Here is a 22857-nt window from a genome sequence, read left to right as displayed (position 1 = left end):
TCGATCTGCTGGAGACAGCTTCGAACTTCGACCTAGCTAGAAGTCAATCCCCCATCGCAGGAGTCTTCGCCGCCGGCGCCTCCTCGCCCGGCGCGGGCTCCGGCGACTTCGCGCGCGGCAGGGCGACGATGAGCGCCGCGACCAGCAGCGTCGCCACGCCCGCGACCACCAGGCTCAGGTGCAGGCCGGCGGTGAAACCGGCGCCGAACAGGCCGTCCGCGCCGCCGCTGGACATGGCCCGCTGCGCGGCCGGTCCGCCGTTGCCATCGGCCAGCACCGCGACGCCCCGGGCGGTGACGAGCATGCCCAGGACCGCGATGCCCAGGGCGGCGCCGGCCTGGCGCAGCGCGTTGACCGTCGCTGCCGCGATGCCCGAGCGATGCGGGGCCACTGCCGACATCGCGGCCGCGTTGGTAGCGGCGATCGCCAGCCCCATCCCGCTGCCCAGCACCGCGAACAGCACGCCGATGACCAGGTACGACGTGTCCGGGCGGAAGACCAGCATCGCCAGCAGCGCGGCACCGGTGATGGCGTAGCCGACGAACATCGGAACCCGGTGCCCGCGGCGGCCCACCCACCTGCCGGACACGACCGTGCCCAGCGCGATCGCCAGCGAGTACGGCACAAACTGCAACCCGGCCGCGGTGGCGCCCGCACCCCGCACCTGCTGCAGGAACAGGGAGAACAGGTAGAAGCAGCCGTAGGACCCGAAGCCCATGACGAACGAGGCCGCTGTGGTGACGGCGAACTGCCGCTGCCGGAACAGCCCGACCGGCAACATCGGATTCGGGCTGCGAGCCTCCACGACGATGAACGCCACGAGGCTGCCGAGCCCCACCAGCAGCGGCAGCAGCACTCCGACCGAACCCCAGGAAGCCTGCGCGCTCTCGATCACCGCGTAGGCCACGCCCGCGAGGCCGAACACGGCCAGCACCTGGCCGAGCGGGTCGGTGGCCGCGTGCCCGGGGCTGGCCGATTCCCGGATGCCGCGCAACCCCAGCACCAGCGCGACCACGGCCAGCGGCAGGTTGATCAGGAACAGCGCGGGCCAGCCGAAGCGGTCGGTGAGCAGCCCGCCCACCAGCGGACCCAGCACCGTCGCCAAGCCGCTGAAGCCGCCCCAGATCCCGATCATGCGGGCCCGCGCGGCCGGGTCCGGGTAGGCGTGGGTCAGCAGGGACAGCGCGCCCGGCGTCAGCACGGAAGCGCCCGCGCCCTGCACCAGCCGGCCCGCGATCAGCAGTTCGATCGTCGGGGCGAACGCGCACCAGGCCGAACCGGCGGTGAAGATGCCCAGGCCGACGAGGAAGACCTTCTTGCGCCCGAACCTGTCCCCCAGCGCGCCGCCGGTGAGCATGAACGCCGACAGGCACAACGTGTAGCCGTCGACGACCCACTGGGCGCCGGTCGCCGTCGCACCCAGTCCCGCCTGGATCGCGGGCAGTGCGACGTTGACGATGCTCATGTCGAGCAGGGCCATGAACGTTGCGAGGAAAACCGACGCGAGCAACCTGGAACCTCCCGTTGATCGGCGGGCGTGCGCCCGCAGGGAAGATCACGATGCGTGCTCAAGTCGGCTTGAGGTCAAATGATCGGGTGAGCGAGGACCTGACTCCCATCGGGGTGGCTGCCGAGCGATGCGGGCTGGCGGTGTCGGCACTGCGCTACTGGGAGGAACGCGGCCTGATCCGTTCGGCGCGCAACAGTTCCGGGCACCGCTGCTACGACGCGGGCCAGCTGCGCCGCATCGCGCTGGTCCGGATCCTGCGGGACACCTGCCTGCTCCGTCTCGACGAGATCGCGGCGATCCTGCACGGCAATGCGCCCGAACGGCGCTGGCAGGAGGTCGTGGAGCAGCGGATGGCCGCGATCCGCGCCGAGCAGGAGCGGCTGGCCAGGGCCGAGCGGTGCTTGGGGCCGTTCCTGACCTGCACCCGGGACCACCCGGCCGAGGAATGCCCGTGCCTGCGCGACGAGATCGACCGGCAGCTCGACGAGGGCGCCTGGACTTCCGATCCGCTGTGGACCGCCTAGGGACCCGCGAGATGTGACGACAGGTGACGCGCGCCACTTGTGGGACTGGTTGGAATTACCCGGACCCGACTGACGTTGGTTGATAGCAACGGACTCAAGTAGATGGCGGCGGAAGCCAGCAACACCCTCGCGAGGAGGTCAGGAATGGCGACGTTCTTCGGACCGGCAGGCGGCCCGTTCGACGAGTACTTCGCGCGCTTCTTCGGTGCCGACGACGCTGCGCCCGGCTCGCGCCGGATCGACATCACCGAGCTGATGACCGAGCAGGCGCAACAGCTGCTGAGCGGGGCCGCGCGCTTCGCCCGCGACCGCGGGCAGACCGACCTGGACGCGCTGCACCTGCTGTGGTCGGCCGCGCACGAGACCCCGACCCGCGAGCAGCTGGCGCAGCTCGGCGTGGACACCGACACCTTCGCCGCGCAGATCGAGGAGCACCTCCCGGCTGCCGGTGAAGCCGCCGGCGACCGGCCGGTGACGCTGACGCTGGCGGCCCGGACGGTGCTCGCCGACGCGCACCGGGTGGCCCGCGCGCTCGGCTCCACCTACATCGGCCCGCACCACGTCCTGCTCGCCATGTCGGCGAGCCCGGACTCCGAGACCGGGCGGCTGCTCGGCTCCGCAGGCGCCGGGCCCGAGCAGTTGCGCGCCGCGAGCCAGCGGCCCCGCGCCGAGCAGGAGGCGCCGCCCAAGGACAGCGACACGCCCACGCTCGACCAGTACGGCCGGGACCTCACCGCCCGTGCCCGCGACGGCGAGCTGGACCCGGTGATCGGCCGCGCCGACGAGATCGAGCAGACCGTCGAGATCCTGTCCCGCCGCACCAAGAACAACCCGGTGCTCATCGGCGAGGCCGGCGTCGGCAAGACCGCGATCGTGGAGGGCCTGGCCCAGCGCATCGCGGCCGGGAACGTGCCGCGGGTGCTGACCGGCAAGCGCGTGATCCAGCTGGACCTGTCCGGGATGCTGGCCGGCACCCGGTACCGCGGCGACTTCGAGGAGCGGATGACCAAGGTCATCGACGAGATCTCGCAGCACCGCGGCGAGCTGATCGTGTTCATCGACGAGCTGCACACCGTCGTCGGCGCCGGCGGCGCCGAGGGCGCGATGGACGCGGGCAACATGCTCAAGCCCCGGCTGGCCCGCGGCGAACTGCACGTGGTCGGCGCGACGACGCTGGACGAGTACCGCAAGCACATCGAGAAGGACCCTGCCCTGGAACGCCGCTTCCAGCCGGTCCAGGTGCCGGAGCCGAGCGTGGCGGACACCGTCTCGATCCTGCAGGGCCTGCGCGAGCACTACGAGGCGCACCACCAGGTCCGCTACACCGAGGACGCGGTGGAGGCCGCGGCCAGGCTGTCCGACCAGTACATCAACGACCGGTTCCTGCCGGACAAGGCGATCGACCTGATCGACCAGGCCGGCGCGCGCAAGCGGCTGTCGGCGGCGCCGGACGGCGCCGAGCTGCGCAGCCGCATCGAGCGGCTGGAGCAGGAGAAGGACGCGGCGGTCGCCGCGGAGGACTACGAGCGGGCCTCGGCGTTGCGCGACGAGATCGGCAAGGCGCAGGGCGAGCTCGGCGACGCCGGCGAGGCCGTTGTCCTGGAGGTCACGGCCGAGGACATCGCCGAGGTGGTCGCGCGGGCGACCGGGGTGCCGGTCAGCCGCCTGACCGCCGCCGAGAAGGTCCGGCTGCAGGGGCTGGAGCAGGAGCTGCACGAGCGCGTGGTCGGCCAGGACGACGCGGTGCGGGCGCTGGCCCGCGCGGTGCGGCGGTCGCGCAGCGGACTGGGCGACCCCGATCGGCCGGTCGGCAGCTTCCTGTTCCTCGGTCCGACCGGCGTCGGCAAGACCGAGCTGGCCAAGGCGCTGGCCGAGTCGCTGTTCGGCGACGAGCAGCGGATGGTGCGGCTGGACATGAGCGAGTTCCAGGAGCGGCACACGGCCAGCCGTCTCGTCGGCGCGCCCCCCGGCTACGTCGGGCACGGCGAGGCCGGTGAGCTGACCGAGGCGGTGCGGCGGCACCCGTACTCGGTGATCCTGCTGGACGAGGTCGAGAAGGCGCACCCGGACGTGTTCAACACGCTGCTGCAGGTGCTCGACGACGGCCGCCTGACCGATGGCCAGGGCCGCACCGTCGACTTCACCAACACGGTGCTGATCATGACGAGCAACCTCGGCTCGGAGGTCATCTCCAGCGCCGGTGGCAAGATCGGCTTCACCGCCGGGGACGCCGACCCGGCGCTGGACGAGCGGATCATGCCGCGGCTGCGCGAGGCGTTCCGGCCGGAATTCCTCAACCGCATCAACGAGATCGTGGTCTTCAAGCGGCTCGACGGCGAGCAGCTGCACACGATCACCCGGATGCTGCTGGAGCAGACCGTGCGCCGGCTGCAGGCGATGGGCATCGGCGTCGAGTTCGACGCGGCGGCGGTGGCCTGGATCGCCGAGCGCGGCTACCGGCCCGAGTTCGGGGCCCGGCCGTTGCGGCGGGCGATCGAGCGGGAGGTCGACGACCGGATCAGCGACCTGATCCTGGACGGCGAACTGGCCGAGGGAGCCCGGCTGCGGGTGTCCGCGGCCGACGGCGAGCTGACCCTCCAGATCGGCGAGCCGGCCGCGACAGCTGCCTGATCAGGCAAAACGGGGGCGGGCGCGACGAGCGCCCGCCCCCGTCCTCGTATCCGCTGGAGGCGTCCGGCGGGAAGGACCGACCTCCTCCGCCGGTCAGTCGGTCCCCGGCAGCACCGATCGCACGGCTTCCGGGGTCCGGGCGACGACCGTGGTGCCGTCGTCGGCCGTGATGATCGGGCGCTGGATGAGCTTCGGGTTCGCCACCAGCGCTTCGATCCACCGGTCCCGGTCCGACGGCTCCCGGCCCCAGGTCTTCAGGTCGAGTTCCTTCGCCACCGGCTCGGCCGTCCGGGCGATGTCCCACGGCTCCAGCCCGAGCCGGTCCAGCACCTCGGCCAGCTCCGCGGCCGTCGGCGGCTCGTCGAGGTACCGGCGCACGGTGTACTCCGCGCCCGCCTCGTCCAGCAGCGACACCGCCGAACGGCATTTCGAACATGCCGGATTGACCCAGATCTCCATCGGAAGCTCCCTGCCGCGACGACTGCGGACACAGGCTATCCGCAGGGACCGGCAACCGTGCCAATGGACCCTTCACAGCGGAGGGCATCGTTGCAATACTTGTTCAACGAGGCGGATGAACCGTTGGAGGTGGCCATGCTACCGAGGGACGAGCGGCGCCGCCTGAGGGAGATCGAGCAGCAGCTCATCGGTGACGACCCCAAGTTGGCCCGCCGCTTGACGGAGACCAGCGCGTGGCGGCGGATCTGGGCCCTGATGTCGCCGCGGATGACGCTGGTGGTGTTCGCGGCGCTCGTCGCCGTGGTGTGCCTCTTCCTCGGCGAGGGCGGCGGCGTGCTGTCCGCCGGGGCGCTGGCCGCGATCGTGTTCTTCTCCCGCAACTGGCACGTCCGGCTCGAATGAGCAGCCGGCTCCGATCACCATCCACAGTGGCCGGACGAAGGCCACCGCGCTCCCGGACGCCCGGCGTTCTCGATCCGTGGGAGCCTTCCGCTCGTCGTTGACTCCTCCGCCGGCCGGCTGACAGCATCGTGATCGTGTCCGGATGCTTCGCGTTGACCTGGCGCCTGCACGTCGATCTGCGACGGCAGGCCAGTTCCGCATGTCGTCCCTGCTGACCTCTTCGCGCTGATCCCCGCCCTCGCCGGGCCGCTTCGCGCTGCCCGCCGGCGTGCCACTCCCCCCTGCAACGATGGAGCAATCGACCGTGCGTCGTCGTGAATTCCTTGCTGCCCTTGCCCTTTCCGCCACCTCCGCCGGGCTGCTCAGCGCCTGCGCGGGCGGCCGCGGCGACCCGGCCCAGGCGCCGGTGCCCGCGCCGGTCGACGCCGGGCAGCTGGCGCGGGTGACCCTGCGCGTCGGCGACCAGAAGGGCAATTCCCGTTCCCTGCTGCGGTCGGCCGGCCTGGACGACTTCCCGTACACCGTGCAGTGGGCGACCTTCCCGTCCGGCCCGCCGCTGCTGGAAGCCGTGTCGGCGGACGCCATCGACCTCGGTGGCGTCGGCAACACTCCGCCGCTGTTCGCCGCCGCGGCCGGGGCGAAGATCAAGATCATCGCCGCGTCGAAGGGCAACGTCGCGAGCGATGCCCTGGTGGTGCTGCCGGACTCCCCGCTGCGGGGCCGCGATCAGCTCCGGGGCCGCAAGATCGCGGTCGCCAAGGGCAGTTCGGCGCACGGCCAGATCCTCCTGACGCTGCGCGCGGCCGGCCTCACGCCCGACGACGTCGAGCTGGTGTTCCTGCAGCCCTCCGACGCGCTCGGCGCGTTCAAGCAGGGCGCCGTGGACGCGTGGGCGATCTGGGACCCGTACTACTCGCAGATCCAGCTGGAATCGGGCGCCAGGACCATCGCCGACGGGCAGGGCACCGCCAACGGCCTGAGCTTCCAGGTAGCCGGCACGGCCGCGCTGGCCGATGCGGGCCGCAACACCGCCATCGCCGACTACCTGGTGCGGCTGGCGAAGGCGCAGCGCTTCGCCGACGGCAACCGCGAGCAGCGCGCGCAGGCCTGGTCCGCGGACACCGGGCTGCCGATCGAGGTGACGCGGCGCGCCACCGGACTGGGGCCGGACGTGCCGATCGCGCTGGACGACGCGGTGATCCGTTCGGAGCAGGAACTCGCGGACGCGTTCGTGACGGCCAAGGAGATCCCGCGCCGCTTCGAGTTCGCCGAATTCGTCGACACCCGTTTCGCCGCCGCCTGACCCACCGGGAGAACAACGCATGAGTAGCCCTGTGTCAACCCGAGTCCTCCTCAACCGCGCCTCAGGGGAACGTGACGCGAACCAGCCACGAGAAACCGCGGAACGCGAGACTGAGCCGGACGCAGCCACGACTGTGAATCGCGGAGAGGCGGAACTGGCATGAGCGTCACCACGCACTGGTTCCTGCCCACCCACGGCGACGGACGGTCCATCGTGGACAGACCGCACGTCACCCCGACCGGCGCCGACACGCCGCGCCAGCCGGACATCGACTACCTGGCGCAGGTCGCGCAGGCCGCCGAGCACCTCGGGTTCACCGGGATGCTCACCCCCACCGGCAGCTGGTGCCAGGACGCCTGGGTCACCACCGCGGCGCTGCTCGCCCGCACCCGGCGCATCAAGTTCCTGGTCGCGTTCCGGCCCGGCGCGCTGACCCCGACCCTGGCCGCCCAGCTCGCCGCCACCTACCAGCGGGTCTCCGGTGGGCGACTGCTGCTGAACATCGTCACCGGCGGCGAATCCGTCGAGCAGCAGCGCTTCGGCGACTGGCTGGACCACGACCAGCGGTACGCGCGCACCGACGAGTTCCTCGCCGTGCTGCGCGGCATCTTCGCCGGTGAGCCGTTCGACTTCGACGGCGAGCACTACCAGATCCGCGGCGCCGTCGCGTTCGAGAAGCCGGACCCGCAGCCGCCGCTGTACTTCGGCGGCTCCTCCGACGCCGCCCTGCCGGTGGCCGCGCGCCGCGCGGACGTGCACCTGACCTGGGGCGAGCCGCCGGGCGCGGTGGCCCAGAAGGTGCAGCGGCTGCGCGAGCTCGCCGCCGAAGAGGGCCGCACCCTGCGCTTCGGCATCCGCGCGCACATCATCACCCGGGACACCAGCGCCGAGGCCTGGGCCACCGCGCAGAAGTTCGTCGACCAGATGGACCCCGCCGACGTGGCCGCCTCCCAGGCGAAGTTCGCGGCCACCGAATCCACCGGCCAGCGCAGCATGGCCGCCCTGCACGGCGGCGTGCTGCGCAGCGACGCGCGCGAGCTGGAGATCCACCCGGGGCTCTGGGCGGGCGTGGGGCTGCTGCGCGGTGGCGCGGGCACCGCGTTCGTCGGCAGCCACGCGGAGGTCGCGGACCTGATCGAGGAGTACCACGCGGTGGGCATCGAGGAGTTCGTGCTCTCCGGCTACCCGCACCTGGAAGAGGCCTACTGGTTCGGCGAAGGGGTGCACCCGGAACTAGCCCGCCGCGGCCTGCTGACCCCGGCCGGAACCCCCGCGCCGGAACTGGTGACCACCCGGTGACCAAGCCGCAATTTCCATTGAGGTTTTTCCAGCCTCGTTCTGCGTGGCGGTGCGGGTAGCGGAACCTCAGAGGCTCCCTGGACTGTGGGTGCCCCTCCTGATGTATGCCCAAATACACGGCGGAGGGGCCGTCCTCGCCGAGGGAACCCCGGAGGGGTGGGCACCGTGAACCCGCGGCGGTGCGAGCTGCGTAGGTGGGCTATGCGCCTGCGGCGCATGCGACACCTCATCGACGTGCAGCTTTGCGACCCGCGGTTGCGGGCCAACCAGGATGAAAAAGGCTCATTGAAATCGCGGGAGTAGTCCACAACCTCCGGCGTGTCGTGCTGCCGACACGCCGGAGGTCCGCAATTTCAATGGAAATCGAAGGTCTGATTTCCATTGAAATTGCGGCCGGGTCGGTGTCTTGCGCGGCGGGGGCGGGCGAGTCATCATGGCGGGGGGAATTTTGGACCGAAGCAGTCCGAAATGATCCGGGCGCCGCGCAGAGGAGGCAGCGTTGACGGGCTCCGCAGGACGCCGGCCGGTGATCGCCGGCCTGGGCATGACCGACCTGGGCAAGGTCTACGGCCGCACCGCGGGGCAGTTCGCCGCCGACGCCGTCCGCCTCGCGGTCGCCGACGCCGGCCTCCAACTGTCCGATGTGGACGGAATCCTGGCCAACTCCGGGGTCTCCGGCGGCGTCGACATCTGGACGTTGCAGCAGGAACTCCAGGTCCGCGACCTCCGGCTGCTGACCGAGATGCAGGCGTTCGGCTCGTCGGCCGGCTCGATGCTCGCCTACGCCTCGATGGCCGTGCAGGCCGGCATGGCCGACAACGTGGTGTGCGTGTTCGCCGACGCGCCCCGCCTGCCCGACAAGGGCAGCGCCGCGGCCTACACCGGGCGGCGCAAGGCCACCGGCTTCGAAGGTCTGCTCGGCGCGAGCGGGCTGACCAGCGTGAACGCCATGTACGCGCAGGCCGCCCGGCGGCACATGAACGCCTACGGCACCACCTCCGAGCAGCTCGGCGCGATCGCCGTGGCGCAGCGGGCGTGGGCCGCGCGGAACCCGCTGGCGCAGATGCGGGAGCCGATCACGCTCGCCGACCACCAGGAATCGCGGATGATCGCCGATCCGCTGCGGCTGCTGGACTGCTGCCTGGTCAGCAACGGCGGCATCGCGATCCTCGTGACCTCCGCCGACCGCGCCGCCGACCTGCGGCAACCGCCCGTGCACGTACTCGGCTTCGCGCAGTCGCACCCCAACTACCCGGCCGCGCGCGGCAGCGAGTTCGGCCTGCGCAGCGGCGCGGCGCAGGCCGGCCCGGCGGCGCTGAAGATGGCCGGTGCGTCCATCGCCGACGTCGACGTCCTCGAACTGTACGACTGCTACACCTTCACCGTGCTGATCACCTTGGAGGACTACGGCTTCTGCGCCAAGGGCGAGGGCGGCGAGTTCGTCGCCTCCGGCGCGCTGGCGCCCGGCGGGACGCTGCCGGTCAACACCGGCGGCGGCCAGCTGTCCGCCTACTACATGTGGGGCATGACGCCGCTGTCCGAGGCGGTGATCCAGGCCCGCGGCCACGGCGGCGAGCGGCAGGCGCCGCGCAACGACGTGGTCATGGTCAGCGGCAACGGCGGCATCCTGGCGCACCACTCCACGACCGTGCTCGGCCCGAACGCCCCCAGCTGACCCGGGAGGACCCGTGATCTCCGTTGCCCGCAACGAGGCGTCCGCCGAGTTCTTCGACGGCACCGCCCGCGGCGAACTGCTCATCCGGCGCTGCCCGCGGTGCTCGCCGCTCATCGCGCCGAACGTGCCGCAGTGCCCGGCCTGCGGCTCCACCGAACTCGCGTGGGTGCCGGCGAGCGGCCGGGCCGCCCTGGTGACCTGGACCGTGGTCCCCGTCCCGGACGGCGGGCACGTCGTCGCCGGTATCGTCGAACTCGCCGAGGGCCCCTGGCTGCACGCGCGGATCCTCGGCGTCGCGCCCGAGGACCTCGCCGAAGGCATCGCCCTCGAAGTCGGCTTCGAGCGGCACGCCGACGGCGAGACCGTGCCGGTGTTCCACGCCTGAAGGACGAGCATGCTCACCGAACTGCTGGCCGATCTGCGCGCCGAGAGCGCCGACCTGGATTCGCTCGTCGCGGACCTGGACGCGGCGGGTTGGGCGACGCCCACCCCCGCGCCGGGCTGGACCATCGCCCACCAGATCGCGCACCTGGCCTGGACCGACGACCGGTCCAACCTGGCCATCGACGATCCCGACGAGTTCGTCCGGCAGCGCCGGGAATCCGAGGACATCGGGGTCGACGCCGGAGCCGCCGAAGGCGCCCGCGCCGAGCCCGGCGAGCTGCTCGCGCGCTGGCGCGCTGGCCGCGAGCGGCTGCAGGCCGCGCTGGCCGCGGCGCCGGCCGACGGCCGCCTGGTCTGGTACGGGCCGCCGATGAAGCCCGCGTCGATGGCGACCGCGCGGATCATGGAGACCTGGGCGCACGGCCAGGACGTGGCCGACGCACTCGGCGTCCAGCGCGAACCCACCGCCCGGCTGCGCCACATCGCGCACCTGGGCGTGCGCACCTTCGGTTTTTCCTTCGCCGCCAACGAATTGCCCGTCCCGGACGTCCCGCTGCGCGTGGAACTCCGCGCCCCGGACGGTGGGGAATGGGCCTGGGGACCGGAGAACGCCGCCAACCGGGTCAGCGGCTCGGCGCTGGACTTCTGCCTGCTGGTCACGCAGCGCCGGCACCGCGACGACCTGGCGATCACCGCTGTCGGCGACGACGCGCGCCGGTGGCTGACGATCGCGCAGGCCTTCGCCGGCGCTCCCGGCCCCGGGCGGGCCCCGCGGTAAGAACCGGAACCATCGCTCAGGAGGGTTGGGCCGCCAGCGCGATGTCGTCCGGGCGCACCGGGACCCGGCCGAGCGCCAGGCCGGTCGCGTCGCGCAGGGCGTTGACGATCGCCGGGGTCGACGACAGGGTGGGCGGCTCGCCGACGCCGTTGAGGCCGTAGGGCGAATCCGGGTGCGGGAACTCGAACACCGAGATCGGCATCGGCGGCACGTCGAGGATGGTCGGGATCAGGTAGTCGGTGAACGACGGGTTGCGCACCCTGCCCTGCTCGTCGAGCAGGATCTCCTCCATCAGCGCCAGGCCGAGGCCCTGCGCGCTGCCGCCCTCGATCTGCCCCTCGACGGACAGCGGGTTCATCGCCTTGCCGACGTCCTGCGCGGTGGCCAGCTCCACCACCTTGACCAGGCCGAGCTCGACGTCGACGTCCACCACGGCGCGGTGCGCGGCGAACGCGAAGGCGATGTGGGCGTCGCCCTGGCCGGTCTCGGGATCGATGGTCTCGGTCTTGCGGTGGTGGTACTCGAAGACCCGCTCCAGCACGTCGTCCCCGACGATGTCCGAAATGGACACCAGCGGCGAGCCGCCGGGATCGACCACGTGGTCGTCCAGCAGCGCCAGGGATTCCGCCGGCCTGCCGGTGCGTTCGGCCGCACGGCGCAACAACTCTCGTGAGAGCTCGCGGCAGGCGCCCTGCACCGCGCCGCTGGACATCCACGTCAACCGGGACGCCGAGGCCGAGCCCGCGTCGCCGATCCTGGTGTCCGCGGGCAGCACCACCACCCGCGAGACGCCCAGTTCGGTGGCGGCGATCTGGGACTGCACCGTGGTGATGCCCTGCCCGCACTCAGCCGCCGCGGTGTGCACCGACACCGAGGGCCGGCCCCCGGTGACCGACACCGCCACCCGCGCCGTCGAGATGTCGTCCACGCCGCCGGAGTAGCCGATCGCCTTGACGCCGATCGCGTAGCCGACTCCCCGGCGGACGCCCTCGCCGCGGGTGGTGTTGGACAGCCCGCCCGGCAGCAGGTCCGCCCCCGCCGGCGGTAACGGCCGGTTCCGCAGGTCGGCGAGCAGTTCGGCGACCGGCGCCGGGCCGTCCACGGCCTGCCCGGTCGGCAGCACGGTGCCGGTGGTCATCGCGTTGCGCAGCCGGAGTTCCAGCGGATCGATGCCCAGCTCGCGGGCGAGCTTGTCCATGTTGGACTCGCAGCCGTAGGCGGACTGGACCGCGCCGAAGCCGCGCATCGCGCCGCAGGGCGGATTGTTGCTGAACACCGCGAAGCCGTCGATCTCGGCGTGCGGGACCTCGTAGGCGCCGGTGACGAAGTAGCACGCGTTGGCGATCACGACCGGCGAGGTGGAGGTGTACGCGCCACCGTCCATGACGAGCTTCGCCTTGACGTAGAGCAGCTTCCCGTCCCGCGTGGCGCCGTGCTCGTAGTGCATCTTCGCCGGATGGCGGTGCACGTGACCGAAGAACGACTCCTCGCGGTTGTAGACCATCTTCACCGGCCTGCCCAGCCGCAGCGCGAGCATGCAGGCGTGCACGTGCACGGACAGGTCCTCGCGGCCGCCGAACGCGCCACCGACCCCGGCCAGCGTGAGGCGGACCTTGTCGGCGGGCAGCCCCAGGCACGGCGCGATCTGCTCCAGGTCCTTGTGCAGCCACTGCGACGACACGTACAGCTCGACGCCGCCGTCCTCGGCGGGCAGCGCCAGGCCCGACTCCGGGCCGAGGAACGCCTGGTCCTGCATGCCGACCTCGTACTCGCCGGTCACCACCACGTCGGCCCGCTCGCGCGCGGCAGCGAGATCGCCGTGGCGGATCTTGACGTGCCGGACCAGGTTGCCGCCCGGGTGCACGTCGCGCGCGGTGCCGTCCAGCGCGCGCTCCGGGTCGGTCACCGGCTCCAGGAGCTCGTAGTCGACCTGCACCAGCTTCGCCGCCCGCCGCGCCGTCTCCGGATCGTCGGCGGCGATCAACGCGACCGGCTCGCCCTGGTAGCGGACCTCGTCGATGGCCAGCACCGGCTGGTCGGCCACCTTCATCCCGTAGGTCTTGGCGCCCGGCACGTCCTCGTGGGTGAGCACCGCGTGCACCCCGTCCAGCGCCAGGGCTTTCCGCGCGTCGATGGACCGGATGCGGGCCGAGGCGTGCGGGCTGCGCAGCGTCGTCGCCCACACCATGCCCGAAACCCACAGGTCCGAGGAGTAGGCGAACTGGCCGGTCACCTTCAGCGCGCCGTCCGGCCGCGGCGTGCTCCGGCCGATCCCGGCGGCGCGTTCCGTCTCGGCGCTGGGGTGCGGGGTTCGCACGTCGCCGGCCGCGGCCCGGGTGTCCGGTCGGTGCAGTGACTTGTCGCGCATGCCGCCTCCAGGGGCTCAGGTGACACCGGCATCGCACAGCTCGTGTGCCGCCACGGCATGTCGGGACTCGTACCCGGCCTTGTTCCGCAAGGGTTTTCGGGCTCGCGCGGCCGAAAACCCTTGGCCGCACAGAGTGAACCCAGCCGATCGCACGCTGTCAAGAGCGGCCGTCCGGCCCGCCGCGCCGCGCCGGACGGGTGTGCGGGGCGAGCGAGCCGGGTGATTGCATGTAATATCGAGCCGTCCCGCTTATCGAGTGAGGTTCCCGCGATGCCCCCGGCACCCCGTCTCGCACCGCTGACCGGCGAAGGCCTGCTGGCCGACCGCACGTACGCCGCGCTGAAGAAAGCCATCCTGGACAACACGCTGCCGCCCGGCACCTCGCTGAGCGTGCCGGAGCTGGCCCGCCAGCTCGACGTCAGCCGCAGCCCGGTCCGCGAGGCCGTGCAGCGGCTGATCCACGACGGCCTGGCCACCCACGCCCCGCACCGGGGCGCCGAGGTCAGCCGGGTCGACATCGACGACCTGCGCCAGCTCTACGTGGTGCGCGAGCAGCTGGAGGGCCTCGCGGCGCGGCTGGCCACCGAGCACCTCGACGGCGACGGGCTGGCGCAGCTGCGCGGGATCCTCGCCGAGCACGAGGCGGCGCTGGCCGCCGACGCCGACAACGCCGCGCAGATCGAGCTGGACATGCGCTTCCACCGGGCGGTCCGGGAACTCGCCGAGAACCCGCACCTGCTGGCGGCGCTGGAACCGATCGCCGGCCGCTCGCACTTCGCGCTGCACTCGCTGTGGCGCGGCGCGGAGGCGCCCCGGCTCGCGCTGGACGAGCACCGGGCGGTGGTGGACGCGATGGCCAGCGGCGACCCGGAGATGGCCGAGGCGGCGGCGCGCCGCCACATCTCCCGGCTGCGGGTCCGCCTCGGCCAGGCCACGGCCCGCGAAGCCACCCCCCGCCGCCTCCGCCCCAGCTCCTAGCGGCACCGCAGTTTCAATTGAAACTGCACCCCGGGAACCCCGGTGCCCGCAGTTTCAATTGAAACTGCGGGCATCTCGGGGTCGGTGCGCCCAAGTCAGCCGGCCAGTTCGCCCTCTTCGAGCCAGGAGTCCGGGGTGTAGCCCGCGTAGGTCTCCGCGTGGGAGTTCGTCGCCGACGCCTGCGTCACCTCTCCCCGCAGGTAGGCCTCGGCTTGCGCCTTGTCCTTCGGCGGCGGGGTCGGCTGCAGGCCGAGCAGCTTGGCCATGTTGTTGCCGAGATAGCCCTCCAGGTCGTCCTCGGAGAGGTTCAGGCCCTGCGGCGGCTCGTGGCACAGCACTTCCAGCTCGCGCGCCCACATGCCGGGCTCGTTCGGCGGCGAGTCGGTGCCGTAGACCATCTTGGTCTTCTTCATCTCCTTGGCGAACTCCACGATCCGCGACTGCAGCAGCCAGCCGGACTCGCCGATGACGTTGTGCGAGTCCTGGATCATCCAGAACGCCTCGAAGCAGTACACGCCGCCGGTCTGGATGCCGAAGTGGCCGAGGATGAACGTGACGCCCGGGAACTCCCGGATGATCGGGTAGAACTGCGTCGGGATGGAGTACGGGCCGTCGCCGGTGTGGATCAGCACGATCACGCCGAGCCGGTCGCAGACCCGCATCACCGGCCGCAGCCAGTCCAGCGCCCGGTCCGGCCGGTAGGCGTGCATGTTGGCGTGCAGCTTGAGCATCCGGTAGCCGTGCTCCTTGATGTGGAACTCCAGCTCCTTGGCGCCGTTCTCCGGCCCGAACCGCGGGTTGTAGATGAAGTTGCCGATGAAGCGGTCCGGATAGCGCTGCACCAGCTCGGTCACGTACGCCTGGTAGTCGCGGATGCCCTCGCGGCCACCCCGGTTGCCCTCCCGCCAGGCGGTGTTACCCGGTGGCGGCATGATGCAGCTGATGTCGACCCGGCGCGGCTTGCCGTTGATCCACATCGGACCGTCCATCATCTTCAGGGTCCGCTCGCCGGTGAACGGCTCACCGGTGTGCCGCCAGGCCTCGTCTACCAGGTTCGTCGGGTGCACGTGCGTGTCGATGATCAACGGATCTCTCCTGCAATGATCGGTCGCACCCCGGCCGCGATTCACCGCACCTACGGGTCGCCGCACTTCGACAGCGGCACGTTCGAGTGCAACACCGGTCTCGGCACCGTGTCAACAAGTTGCATGTAATTTTCCCGAAACCCGAGTTTCGAGCACGTAAAGGTGCACTCGGCCAACCAACGAGGTCGCCCGGAAGGGTTGACACGACACATGCACCTTGATTTACATGTTATCCGCGAACGGGCCTCAGCCTGACGGCATCGCGTTCGCTCCAGCGCCGGTGACCTCCCTGACCTCCTCGTCGTGGGCCAACCGCTCGGCGAATCCCTCCTCAGGATGGGGGCGGTCGCGCACCGCCCAGGAAGTGAGGCGGCATGCCTCCGACCGACCAGAAGCACTGCGACCTGCTGCTCACCGGGGCGACGGTGCTCACCGTCGACGACCACCGCACCATCCACCGCCCCGGCGCCGTCGCCGTGACCGGCAACCGGATCGCGGCGGTCGGTCCGCAGTCCGAAATGGCGTCCTGGCACGCCGAAACGGTGCTCGACTGCACCGGTCAGGCCGTGCTGCCCGGCCTCGTCGACGGGCACAACCACCTTTATCAAGCGCTGGCAAGGGGTTTGGGCGAGGGCATGTCGATCGTACCGTGGCTGTGCGACTTCATGTGGCCGTACTCCATCGCGGTCGACGGCGACGACGCGGTGGCCGCGGCCCGTCTCGCGGCGGCCGAAGCGCTGCGGCACGGCACGACGACGGTGGTGGACAACCACTACGCGCCCACCGACCTGGAGACCACCCTCGCCATCGCCGACGTCATCGAGCAGGCCGGGCTGCGCGGCGCGGTGGCGCGCGGAATCGTCGGCTCCCGCACCGAGATCGCCGCGCGGCGCGGCCAGCCCGAGGCCCTGTTCCGGTACTCCGCGGCCGACGAGATCGCCATCACCCGCGAGGCGATGCGGCACCGGCCGGCGGGATCGCGGGTCGAGATCTGGCCCGCGCCGCTCAACCTCACCTACGTCGACCAGGACCTCCTCCGGCGCAGCGTCGAGCTCGCCGGCGAGCTCGGCACCAGCTGGCACGCGCACTGCTGCGAAGGCAGATCCGATCCGCAGAGCTACCTGGACGCCTACCAGGCGCGTCCGGTGCAGTGGCTGGCGAAGGCCGGGTTGCTCGATGAGCGCGCCACGCTGGCGCACGCGATCTGGCTCGACGAAGCCGAATTCGACGTGGTCGCCGCCGCAGGCGCGCGCATCGCGCACAACCCCACGTCCAACGCCTACCTGGCGTCGGGCACCCTGCCGCTGGCCGAGCTGCGGGCCCGCGGGGTCGCCGTCGCGCTGGGCACCGACGGGCCGAGCTGCGGGCACCGGCAAGACCTGTTCGAGGTGATGAAGCAGTCCGTCTTCGCCCAGCGGCTGGCCACCCTCGACCCGGCCGCGATGCGCGCGCAGGACGCGCTGGACCTGGCGACCCGCGACGGCGCCCGCTACGCCGGGATCGACGCCGGGGCGCTCGAACCCGGCCGCCTGGCCGATCTGATCGTGGTCGATCTCGACCGGCCGCACCTGCAACCGCTGCACGACGTGGTGAGCTCGCTGGTCTACGCGGCCCGCGGCACCGACGTCGTGGCCACCGTCGTCGACGGCGAAATCGTCCAGCGGCACGGGCGTTGCCTGCGCGTCGACGAGCAGTCCGCCGTCCGGCAGGCCCGGGAACGGGCCGAACGCCTGCTGCACCGCGCCGGGATGACCGGCCTGCTGCGCTGAGCCCCCACGAATCGCGCTGACGGAACACGGAGGAACCATGCGCTTCCGCCCCAGACCTCGCGCCACCGCCCCGCCCGATGCCGTCGACACCGTTCCCCCGCTGCGCCAGCTGCTGCCGCTGGGCCTGCAGCACGTGCTGGTCGCCTACTCCGGGATGGCCACCGTCCCGCTGCTGATCGGGCTCGGCATCGGCATGTCCACCGAGCAGATCGCCGTGCTGGTGTCGGCCAACGTGCTGGTCAGCGGCCTCGCCACGCTGCTGCAGGCGCTCGGCGTGTTCAACATCGGCGTGCGGCTGCCGATCGTGATGGGCTCGACGTTCACCGGGATCACCCCGGCCATCCTGGTCGGCAAGGACGGCGGCCTGCCCGCGGTGTTCGGCGCGACCATCGTCGCCGGGCTGCTGACCTGGGTGGTCGCGCCGTGGTTCAGCCGCCTGATGCGGTTCTTCCCGCCGATCGTGACCGGCACGATCATCGCGATCATCGGCTTCTCGCTGCTGCCCTCCACGTCGAAGCTGATCGCGGGCACCGACCCGGCCGCCGCCGACTTCGCCTCGGCGACGCGGCTGCTGATGGCCCTGGGCACGATCGCGCTGGTGGTGCTGGTGGAGGCGTTCGCGCCGGCGGCGGTGGCCCGGTTCGCGATCCTGATCGCCCTGGTCGCCGGCACGCTGGTGGCGCTGCCGCTGGGCCTGGCCGACTTCTCCGCCGTCGGCGAGGCGTCGTGGTTCGGCGCGGTGCAGCCCTTCGCGTTCGGGCTGCCCGAGTTCACCATCGCGGCGATCCTGCCGATGATCATCATCCAGCTGGTCAACATGGTGGAGTCCACCGGGGACACCATCGCCATCGGGCAGATCGCGGGCCGCGACATCGGCCGCGACGAGCTGGCCCGCGCGCTGCGCGCCGACGGCGTGGGCACCGCGTTCGCCGGGGTCTTCAACTCCTTCACCATCGTCACCTTCGGCGAGAACGTCGGACTGGTCAGCATGACCCGCGTGCTCAGCCGGTTCGTAGTCGCCACCGCGGGCGCGCTGCTGGTGCTGATCGGACTGCTGCCGAAGCTCGGCGCCGCCGTCGCGTCGCTGCCCGGGCCGGTGCTCGGCGGCGTTGGGGTCGTCATGTTCGGCACCGTCGGCGCGATCGGGGTGAAGATCATGGCGCAGGCCGATCTCGGCCAGGCGCGCAACATCCTGATCGTCGCCATCTCCTTCGGCTTCGGGCTGCTGCCGGTGGGCGCGCCCGAGTTCTACGCGAACCTGCCCGGCGTGCTGCAGCCGGTGCTCTCCAGCGGCATCGCGGCCGGTGGCATCGCCGCGTTCCTGCTCAACCTGGTGCTGAATCGGAACGCGCCGGCGGCCGCCACCGCCGGGCCGCGGTGAGGACGGTCGGACATGGTGCGCAACGAACCGGAGCAGTCCACATCGGACATGGGTGTCGACGACCGGCCGCCGTGGGGGCACACGATCCTGCTGGGCCTGCAGCACGTGCTGGTGATGTACGCCGGGGTGGTCGTGGTGCCGATGGTCATCGGCGCGGCGCTCGGCCTGAGCCAGGACGAGATCGCCACGCTCGTGTGCATCGACCTGGTGCTGGCCGGGATCGGCACCGTCCTGCAGTCGCTGGGCCTGTGGAAGTTCGGCATCCGGATGCCGCTGGTCGTCGGCGCCGCCTCCAACGGCATCGTGCCGATGATCCTGATCGGCCAGGCCAAGGGCCTGCCGACGGTGTACGGGTCGCTGCTGGTGGCCGGGATCCTGTGGGTGCTGCTGGCGCCGTTCTTCGGCAGCCTGCTGCGGCTGTTCCCCGCCGTGGTCACCGGAACCGTCGTCACGCTGATCGGCCTGACGCTGATCCCCGTCGGACTGCGGCTGATCGCGGGCAAGGATCCCGACGCACCCGGCTACGGCGCACCGGGCAACCTCCTGCTCGCCGGGTTCACGGTGCTGCTGGTGGTGCTGTTCTCGCGGTTCCTGAAGGGCTTGCTGGGTCAGATCTCGCTGCTGCTGGCGCTGGTCGTCGCGGCGGCCGTCGGCTGGCTGTTCGGGGCCGGGAACCTGGCCGAGGTCGGCGCCGGGCCGGTGATCGGCGTGCCGCTGCCGTTCCACTACGGCCCGCTGCAGTTCGACATCCCGTCGATCCTGCTGTTCCTGATCGTCGTGCTGGTGCTGACCGTGGAGGCGTCCGGGCAGGGCCTGGCCGTCGGCCAGGTGATCGGCCGCGAGGTCGGGCCCGCCGAGATCAGCCGGCTGCTGCGGGTGGACGGGCTGCTGACCGCGCTCAGCGGCATCTTCAGCGGCTTCGCCTACACCACCTTCGGCCAGAACATCGGCCTGATCGCCCTGACGAAGGTGCGCAGCCGGTACCCGGTCGCCGTGGGCGGCGTGATCCTGGTGCTGCTGGGCGTGATCCAGCCGATCGGCCGGCTGGTCGCGGCGATCCCGCAACCCGTGATCGGCGCCGTCGCCGTGGTCACCTTCGCCGCGCTGACCGCATCCGGCATCGAACTTCTATCCAAAGTGGACTTCAAACGGTCGGGGAACCTGATCATCGTGATGGTGTCGCTGGGCATCGGCCTGGTGCCCACCGGCGCGCCGGAGTTCTACCACCAGCTGCCGTTCGTCGCGCAGGTCTTCCTGCACAGCGGAGTGGCCACCGGAACGGTGCTCGCGGTGGTGCTCAACGCCCTGTTCCACCTCCGGGAAGGCAAGCATGCGTGACCGACTCGTCGTGGGCGTGACCGGCGCCAGCGCGCCGCAGCTGGCGATCCACCTGCTCACCAGCCTGCGGCAGCTCGGCGCGGTCGAGACGCACCTGGTCGTCTCGCGCGCCGCGCACCGCACCATCGAGCTGGAGACCGGGCTGCGGCCCGCCGATGTCGCCGCGCTGGCCGACGTGTGCCACCAGCGCGGCGACATCGCCGACAGCATCGCCTCCGGCTCCTTCCCCACCATGGGCATGGTCGTGGTGCCGTGCTCGATGAAGACGCTGGCCGGCATCGCGCACGGCTACAGCGACGACCTGCTGACCCGCGCCGCCGACGTGTGCCTGAAGGAGCGCCGCCGACTGGTGCTGGTCACCCGCGAGACGCCGCTGAGCCTGGTGCACCTGCGCAACATGGTCGCGGCGACCGAGGCGGGCGCGGTGGTGCTGCCGCCGATGCCGGCGTTCTACCACCGGCCCGGCTCCGTCGACGACCTGCTGGCCCACATCACCGGCAAGATCCTCGACCAGTTCGGCATCAACCACGAGTTAATCCCCCGCTGGCACGGACCCGACAACAAGCTAGGAGCCCTCCGGTGAACCTCTCCCCGCGCCAGGACGCGCACGCCTTCCTCGCGGACTACCGCCGCGAGCATCCCGACGACGTCCTCGTCATCGACGAGCCGGTTTCCGCCGAGGAGGGCGTCACCGGGCTGATCTACGAGCTCATCGCGCGCGGCCGCGACGAGATGCTGGTGTGCAACAAGGTCGACGGCGTGGAGACGCCGGTGGTGAGCAACGTCTTCGCCTCCCGGCGGCGGATCTCCCGCTTCCTCGGCGTCGAACCCGCCGGGCTGCACGAGGCGTACCAGTCGCGCGCTTCCCGGCCGCTGGCGCCGCGCGTCGTGGACTCCGGTCCGGTCACCGAGCTCGCATCGTCCGATGTGGACCTCTCTGCGGTGCCGATGCTGCGGCACTTCGCCTCCGACCGCGCGCCCTACATCACCAGCGGCGTCGTGATCGCCGAGGACCCGGACACCGGGGTGGGCAACATGAGCTACCACCGGTCGATGGTGCACTCCCCCACCGAGCTCGCCACCAGCCTGCACTCGCGCGGCGACCTGTGGCGGCTGCTGTCCGAGTACGCCGCGCTCGGCAGGCCGATGCCGGTCGCGATGGTCATCGGCGGGCACCCGCTGTTCATGCTCGCCGCCTCGGCCCGCGTTCCGTCCGATGTGGACGAGCGCGCGGTGGCGGGCGGGCTGTTCGGCGAGCCGCTGGAGGTGGTGCGCACGCCTCGGCACGGCATCGGCGTCCCGGCGTGGGCGGACTTCGTGCTGGAAGGCACCATCGACCCGCAGCTGCACGCCGAAGAAGGCCCGTTCGGCGAGTTCTCCGGCTATTCCTCGCACCGCTCCACCAACAACGTGCTGCGCGTGGAGACCGTGCTGCGCCGCCGGGACGCGATGCTCATCGACGTCGAGGGCGGCAACACCGCCGATCACCTGAACCTGGCGCGCATCCCGCGCGAATCCGAACTCGCCGAGAAGCTCAAGGACCGCTTCCCCGACGTCACCGCAGTGCACTACCCGACCTCGGGCACGCACTTCCACTGCTACGTCGCCCTGCGCCCGTCGCGCCCCGGCCAGGCCCGGCAGGTGCTGCTCGGGCTGCTCGGCTGGGACCCGTACGTGAAGACGGCCGTCGCCGTGGACGCCGACGTGGACGTCACCTCCGACGCCGAGGTGCTCTGGGCGCTGGCCACGCACTTCCAACCGCACCGCGACGTGTTCGTGGTGGACGGACTTCCGGGATCGCCGCTGGATCCCTCGTCGGACCCCAGCGGCACCACCTCCCGGATGGGGCTGGACGCCACCCGCGGCCCCGACTTCGCCGGCGACCGCATCGTGGTCTCCGAATCCGCCCGCACCAACGCCCGGCGACTGCTGGGCACCACCGGAGGAGCGCAATGAGCAAGATTCCCGTGACCGTGCTGACCGGCTTCCTCGGCGCCGGGAAGACGACGCTGGTCAACCACATCCTCACCGCCGACCACGGGCACCGCATCGCGGTCATCGAGAACGAGTTCGGCGAGATCCCGATCGACGATGCGCTGGTGCTGCGCTCCGACGAGCAGTTCTTCGAACTCAGCAACGGGTGCTGCATCTGCTGCACGGCCCGCACCGACCTCGTCGAGACGCTGCGGAAGCTGGTGGAGCGCAAGGAGAAGATCGACCGGGTGCTGATCGAGACGACCGGCCTGGCCGATCCGAACCCGGTGGCGCAGACCTTCTACGTCGACGACGAGATCAGCGAGCACTTCGCGCTGGACGCGATCGTGACGCTGGTCGACGCCAAGCACATCGACCGGCACCTCGACGAGGCCGGGCCCGACGGCGTCGGCCACCAGGCGGTCGACCAGATCGCGTTCGCCGACCGGCTGGTGCTCAACAAGGTCGACCTGGTCGACGAGGCCGGCGTGGCGGCGCTGCGGGAGCGGCTGCGCGGCATCAACGCCACCGCCGAGATCATCACGTCCAGCTACTCGCGGGTCGACCTCGACGACATCCTCGGCGTCGGCGCGTTCAACCGCATCGTGCACCCGGCCTGGCTGGACGAGCAGGAGCACTTCCACGACCCGGCCGTGACCTCGGTCGGCGTGGAGCTGGCGGAGGACTTCGACGAGACCGCGCTGCGCGCCTGGCTGGCCGAACTGACAGCCGAGCACGGCGACGACCTGTACCGGCTCAAGGGCGTCGTCGCGGTCCGCGGCGACGCGCGGCGCCACGTCCTGCAGGGCATCCACCGGATCTTCGAGCTCCGCCCGGCCGACCCCTGGGGCCGGGACGCGCGGGGCAGCAAGCTCGTGTTCATCGGCCGCAACCTGGACCGCGAGCTGCTCACCGAGGGGCTTCGGGCCTGCACGGGCGTTCCGGCTGCCCAGGTCCCGTGAGTACTTTCTGCTGCTATAGCGACAAAAAGTACGCACG

The 22857-nt window shown here is 71.5% G+C and carries 19 protein-coding genes; 15 read left to right on the top strand and 4 right to left on the bottom strand.

Going from position 1 to position 22857, the window contains the following annotated elements; all coding sequences use genetic code 11:
- Positions 1 to 43: 43 nt before the first annotated feature.
- Positions 44 to 1510 carry an MFS transporter gene (locus ACWEV3_RS07145; protein WP_452613012.1) on the bottom strand — a complete coding sequence of 489 codons (1467 nt, stop codon included), beginning with the start codon at positions 1508 to 1510 and terminating at the stop codon, positions 44 to 46.
- An 86-nt stretch (positions 1511 to 1596) separates the two neighbouring features.
- Between ACWEV3_RS07145 and ACWEV3_RS07140 the strand changes: the two genes are divergently transcribed.
- Together ACWEV3_RS07140 and ACWEV3_RS07135 are read left to right on the top strand one after the other, a co-directional pair.
- Positions 1597 to 2034: a MerR family transcriptional regulator gene (locus tag ACWEV3_RS07140; protein WP_452613011.1), complete on the top strand. Its 438-nt coding sequence runs from the start codon at positions 1597 to 1599 to the stop codon at positions 2032 to 2034.
- A 144-nt stretch (positions 2035 to 2178) separates the two neighbouring features.
- Positions 2179 to 4665, top strand: a complete 2487-nt coding sequence (locus ACWEV3_RS07135; RefSeq protein WP_452613010.1) for an ATP-dependent Clp protease ATP-binding subunit — start codon at positions 2179 to 2181, stop codon at positions 4663 to 4665.
- Between the two features lie 93 nt (positions 4666 to 4758).
- On the opposite strand, the gene ACWEV3_RS07130 is transcribed toward ACWEV3_RS07135, so the two are convergent.
- On the bottom strand, positions 4759 to 5124 hold the full coding sequence (locus ACWEV3_RS07130) for an arsenate reductase family protein (RefSeq protein ID WP_452613009.1): 366 nt from the start codon (positions 5122 to 5124) through the stop codon (positions 4759 to 4761).
- Between the two features lie 135 nt (positions 5125 to 5259).
- On the opposite strand from ACWEV3_RS07130, the gene ACWEV3_RS07125 reads away from it, so the two are divergent.
- The 6 genes from ACWEV3_RS07125 to ACWEV3_RS07100 all read left to right on the top strand — a co-directional run bounded on the left by ACWEV3_RS07125 (position 5260) and on the right by ACWEV3_RS07100 (position 10965).
- Positions 5260 to 5526 (top strand): DUF3040 domain-containing protein, encoded by a 267-nt coding sequence (locus tag ACWEV3_RS07125; RefSeq protein ID WP_452613008.1) that lies wholly within the window; start codon positions 5260 to 5262, stop codon positions 5524 to 5526.
- Positions 5527 to 5815: 289 nt separating this feature from the next.
- Positions 5816 to 6829, top strand: a complete 1014-nt coding sequence (locus tag ACWEV3_RS07120) for an ABC transporter substrate-binding protein (protein ID WP_452613007.1) — start codon at positions 5816 to 5818, stop codon at positions 6827 to 6829.
- Positions 6830 to 6988: 159 nt separating this feature from the next.
- The gene (locus tag ACWEV3_RS07115) at positions 6989 to 8128 is read left to right on the top strand and encodes an LLM class flavin-dependent oxidoreductase (RefSeq protein WP_452613006.1); all 1140 of its coding nucleotides are present in this window, start codon (positions 6989 to 6991) and stop codon (positions 8126 to 8128) included.
- 499 nt (positions 8129 to 8627) lie between these two features.
- Complete coding sequence (locus tag ACWEV3_RS07110) at positions 8628 to 9803, top strand: thiolase family protein (protein ID WP_452613005.1); 1176 nt, start codon at positions 8628 to 8630, stop codon at positions 9801 to 9803.
- A gap of 13 nt (positions 9804 to 9816) precedes the next feature.
- Positions 9817 to 10188 (top strand): Zn-ribbon domain-containing OB-fold protein, encoded by a 372-nt coding sequence (locus tag ACWEV3_RS07105; RefSeq protein ID WP_452613004.1) that lies wholly within the window; start codon positions 9817 to 9819, stop codon positions 10186 to 10188.
- Positions 10189 to 10197: 9 nt separating this feature from the next.
- On the top strand, positions 10198 to 10965 hold the full coding sequence (locus ACWEV3_RS07100; RefSeq protein ID WP_452613003.1) for a TIGR03084 family metal-binding protein: 768 nt from the start codon (positions 10198 to 10200) through the stop codon (positions 10963 to 10965).
- A gap of 16 nt (positions 10966 to 10981) precedes the next feature.
- Here the strand turns inward: ACWEV3_RS07100 and pucD are convergent, their stop codons facing one another.
- A complete protein-coding gene (pucD, locus tag ACWEV3_RS07095) occupies positions 10982 to 13333 on the bottom strand; it encodes a xanthine dehydrogenase subunit D (protein ID WP_452613002.1) in 2352 nt (783 codons plus the stop codon).
- Positions 13334 to 13603: 270 nt separating this feature from the next.
- On the opposite strand from pucD, the gene ACWEV3_RS07090 reads away from it, so the two are divergent.
- Positions 13604 to 14311, top strand: coding sequence for a GntR family transcriptional regulator (locus ACWEV3_RS07090; RefSeq protein ID WP_452613001.1), 708 nt, complete (start codon positions 13604 to 13606; stop codon positions 14309 to 14311).
- 95 nt (positions 14312 to 14406) lie between these two features.
- On the opposite strand, the gene ACWEV3_RS07085 is transcribed toward ACWEV3_RS07090, so the two are convergent.
- Positions 14407 to 15396: an amidohydrolase family protein gene (locus tag ACWEV3_RS07085; protein WP_452613000.1), complete on the bottom strand. Its 990-nt coding sequence runs from the start codon at positions 15394 to 15396 to the stop codon at positions 14407 to 14409.
- Between the two features lie 374 nt (positions 15397 to 15770).
- On the opposite strand from ACWEV3_RS07085, the gene ACWEV3_RS07080 reads away from it, so the two are divergent.
- Genes ACWEV3_RS07080 through ACWEV3_RS07055 form a run of 6 tightly spaced genes read left to right on the top strand, consistent with a single transcriptional unit; the run spans position 15771 to position 22820 of the window.
- On the top strand, positions 15771 to 17165 hold the full coding sequence (locus ACWEV3_RS07080; protein WP_452612999.1) for an amidohydrolase family protein: 1395 nt from the start codon (positions 15771 to 15773) through the stop codon (positions 17163 to 17165).
- 37 nt (positions 17166 to 17202) lie between these two features.
- Entirely contained in the window at positions 17203 to 18546 is a 1344-nt protein-coding gene (locus ACWEV3_RS07075) for a nucleobase:cation symporter-2 family protein (RefSeq protein WP_452612998.1), read from the top strand.
- 12 nt (positions 18547 to 18558) lie between these two features.
- Positions 18559 to 19884, top strand: a complete 1326-nt coding sequence (locus ACWEV3_RS07070) for a nucleobase:cation symporter-2 family protein (RefSeq protein WP_452612997.1) — start codon at positions 18559 to 18561, stop codon at positions 19882 to 19884.
- The gene (locus ACWEV3_RS07065; protein ID WP_452612996.1) at positions 19877 to 20467 is read left to right on the top strand and encodes a UbiX family flavin prenyltransferase; all 591 of its coding nucleotides are present in this window, start codon (positions 19877 to 19879) and stop codon (positions 20465 to 20467) included. The genes ACWEV3_RS07070 and ACWEV3_RS07065 overlap by 8 nt, the downstream gene beginning before the upstream one ends.
- Positions 20464 to 21840 carry a UbiD family decarboxylase gene (locus ACWEV3_RS07060; RefSeq protein ID WP_452612995.1) on the top strand — a complete coding sequence of 459 codons (1377 nt, stop codon included), beginning with the start codon at positions 20464 to 20466 and terminating at the stop codon, positions 21838 to 21840. Before ACWEV3_RS07065 ends, ACWEV3_RS07060 begins: the two co-directional genes overlap by 4 nt.
- A complete protein-coding gene (locus ACWEV3_RS07055) occupies positions 21837 to 22820 on the top strand; it encodes a CobW family GTP-binding protein (protein ID WP_452612994.1) in 984 nt (327 codons plus the stop codon). Before ACWEV3_RS07060 ends, ACWEV3_RS07055 begins: the two co-directional genes overlap by 4 nt.
- Positions 22821 to 22857 lie beyond the last annotated feature (37 nt).

It is taken from the genome of Saccharopolyspora sp. NPDC003752, from assembly GCF_053605825.1.
The sequence above is the reverse complement of the archived record's forward strand: the minus strand, read 5'-3'. Positions and strand labels throughout refer to the sequence as shown.

What these genes read in the sequence shown, in the direction of transcription:
- ACWEV3_RS07135 (WP_452613010.1), top strand. Translation starts at nt 2,179, where the DNA reads ATGGCGACGTTCTTCGGACCGGCAGGCGGCCCGTTCGACGAGTACTTC.
- ACWEV3_RS07130 (WP_452613009.1), bottom strand. Translation starts at nt 5,124, where the DNA reads ATGGAGATCTGGGTCAATCCGGCATGTTCGAAATGCCGTTCGGCGGTG.
- ACWEV3_RS07125 (WP_452613008.1), top strand. Translation starts at nt 5,260, where the DNA reads ATGCTACCGAGGGACGAGCGGCGCCGCCTGAGGGAGATCGAGCAGCAG.
- ACWEV3_RS07120 (WP_452613007.1), top strand. Translation starts at nt 5,816, where the DNA reads ATGGAGCAATCGACCGTGCGTCGTCGTGAATTCCTTGCTGCCCTTGCC.
- ACWEV3_RS07115 (WP_452613006.1), top strand. Translation starts at nt 6,989, where the DNA reads ATGAGCGTCACCACGCACTGGTTCCTGCCCACCCACGGCGACGGACGG.
- ACWEV3_RS07100 (WP_452613003.1), top strand. Translation starts at nt 10,198, where the DNA reads ATGCTCACCGAACTGCTGGCCGATCTGCGCGCCGAGAGCGCCGACCTG.
- pucD (WP_452613002.1), bottom strand. Translation starts at nt 13,333, where the DNA reads ATGCGCGACAAGTCACTGCACCGACCGGACACCCGGGCCGCGGCCGGC.
- ACWEV3_RS07090 (WP_452613001.1), top strand. Translation starts at nt 13,604, where the DNA reads ATGCCCCCGGCACCCCGTCTCGCACCGCTGACCGGCGAAGGCCTGCTG.
- ACWEV3_RS07080 (WP_452612999.1), top strand. Translation starts at nt 15,771, where the DNA reads ATGCCTCCGACCGACCAGAAGCACTGCGACCTGCTGCTCACCGGGGCG.
- ACWEV3_RS07075 (WP_452612998.1), top strand. Translation starts at nt 17,203, where the DNA reads ATGCGCTTCCGCCCCAGACCTCGCGCCACCGCCCCGCCCGATGCCGTC.
- ACWEV3_RS07070 (WP_452612997.1), top strand. Translation starts at nt 18,559, where the DNA reads ATGGTGCGCAACGAACCGGAGCAGTCCACATCGGACATGGGTGTCGAC.
- ACWEV3_RS07065 (WP_452612996.1), top strand. Translation starts at nt 19,877, where the DNA reads ATGCGTGACCGACTCGTCGTGGGCGTGACCGGCGCCAGCGCGCCGCAG.
- ACWEV3_RS07055 (WP_452612994.1), top strand. Translation starts at nt 21,837, where the DNA reads ATGAGCAAGATTCCCGTGACCGTGCTGACCGGCTTCCTCGGCGCCGGG.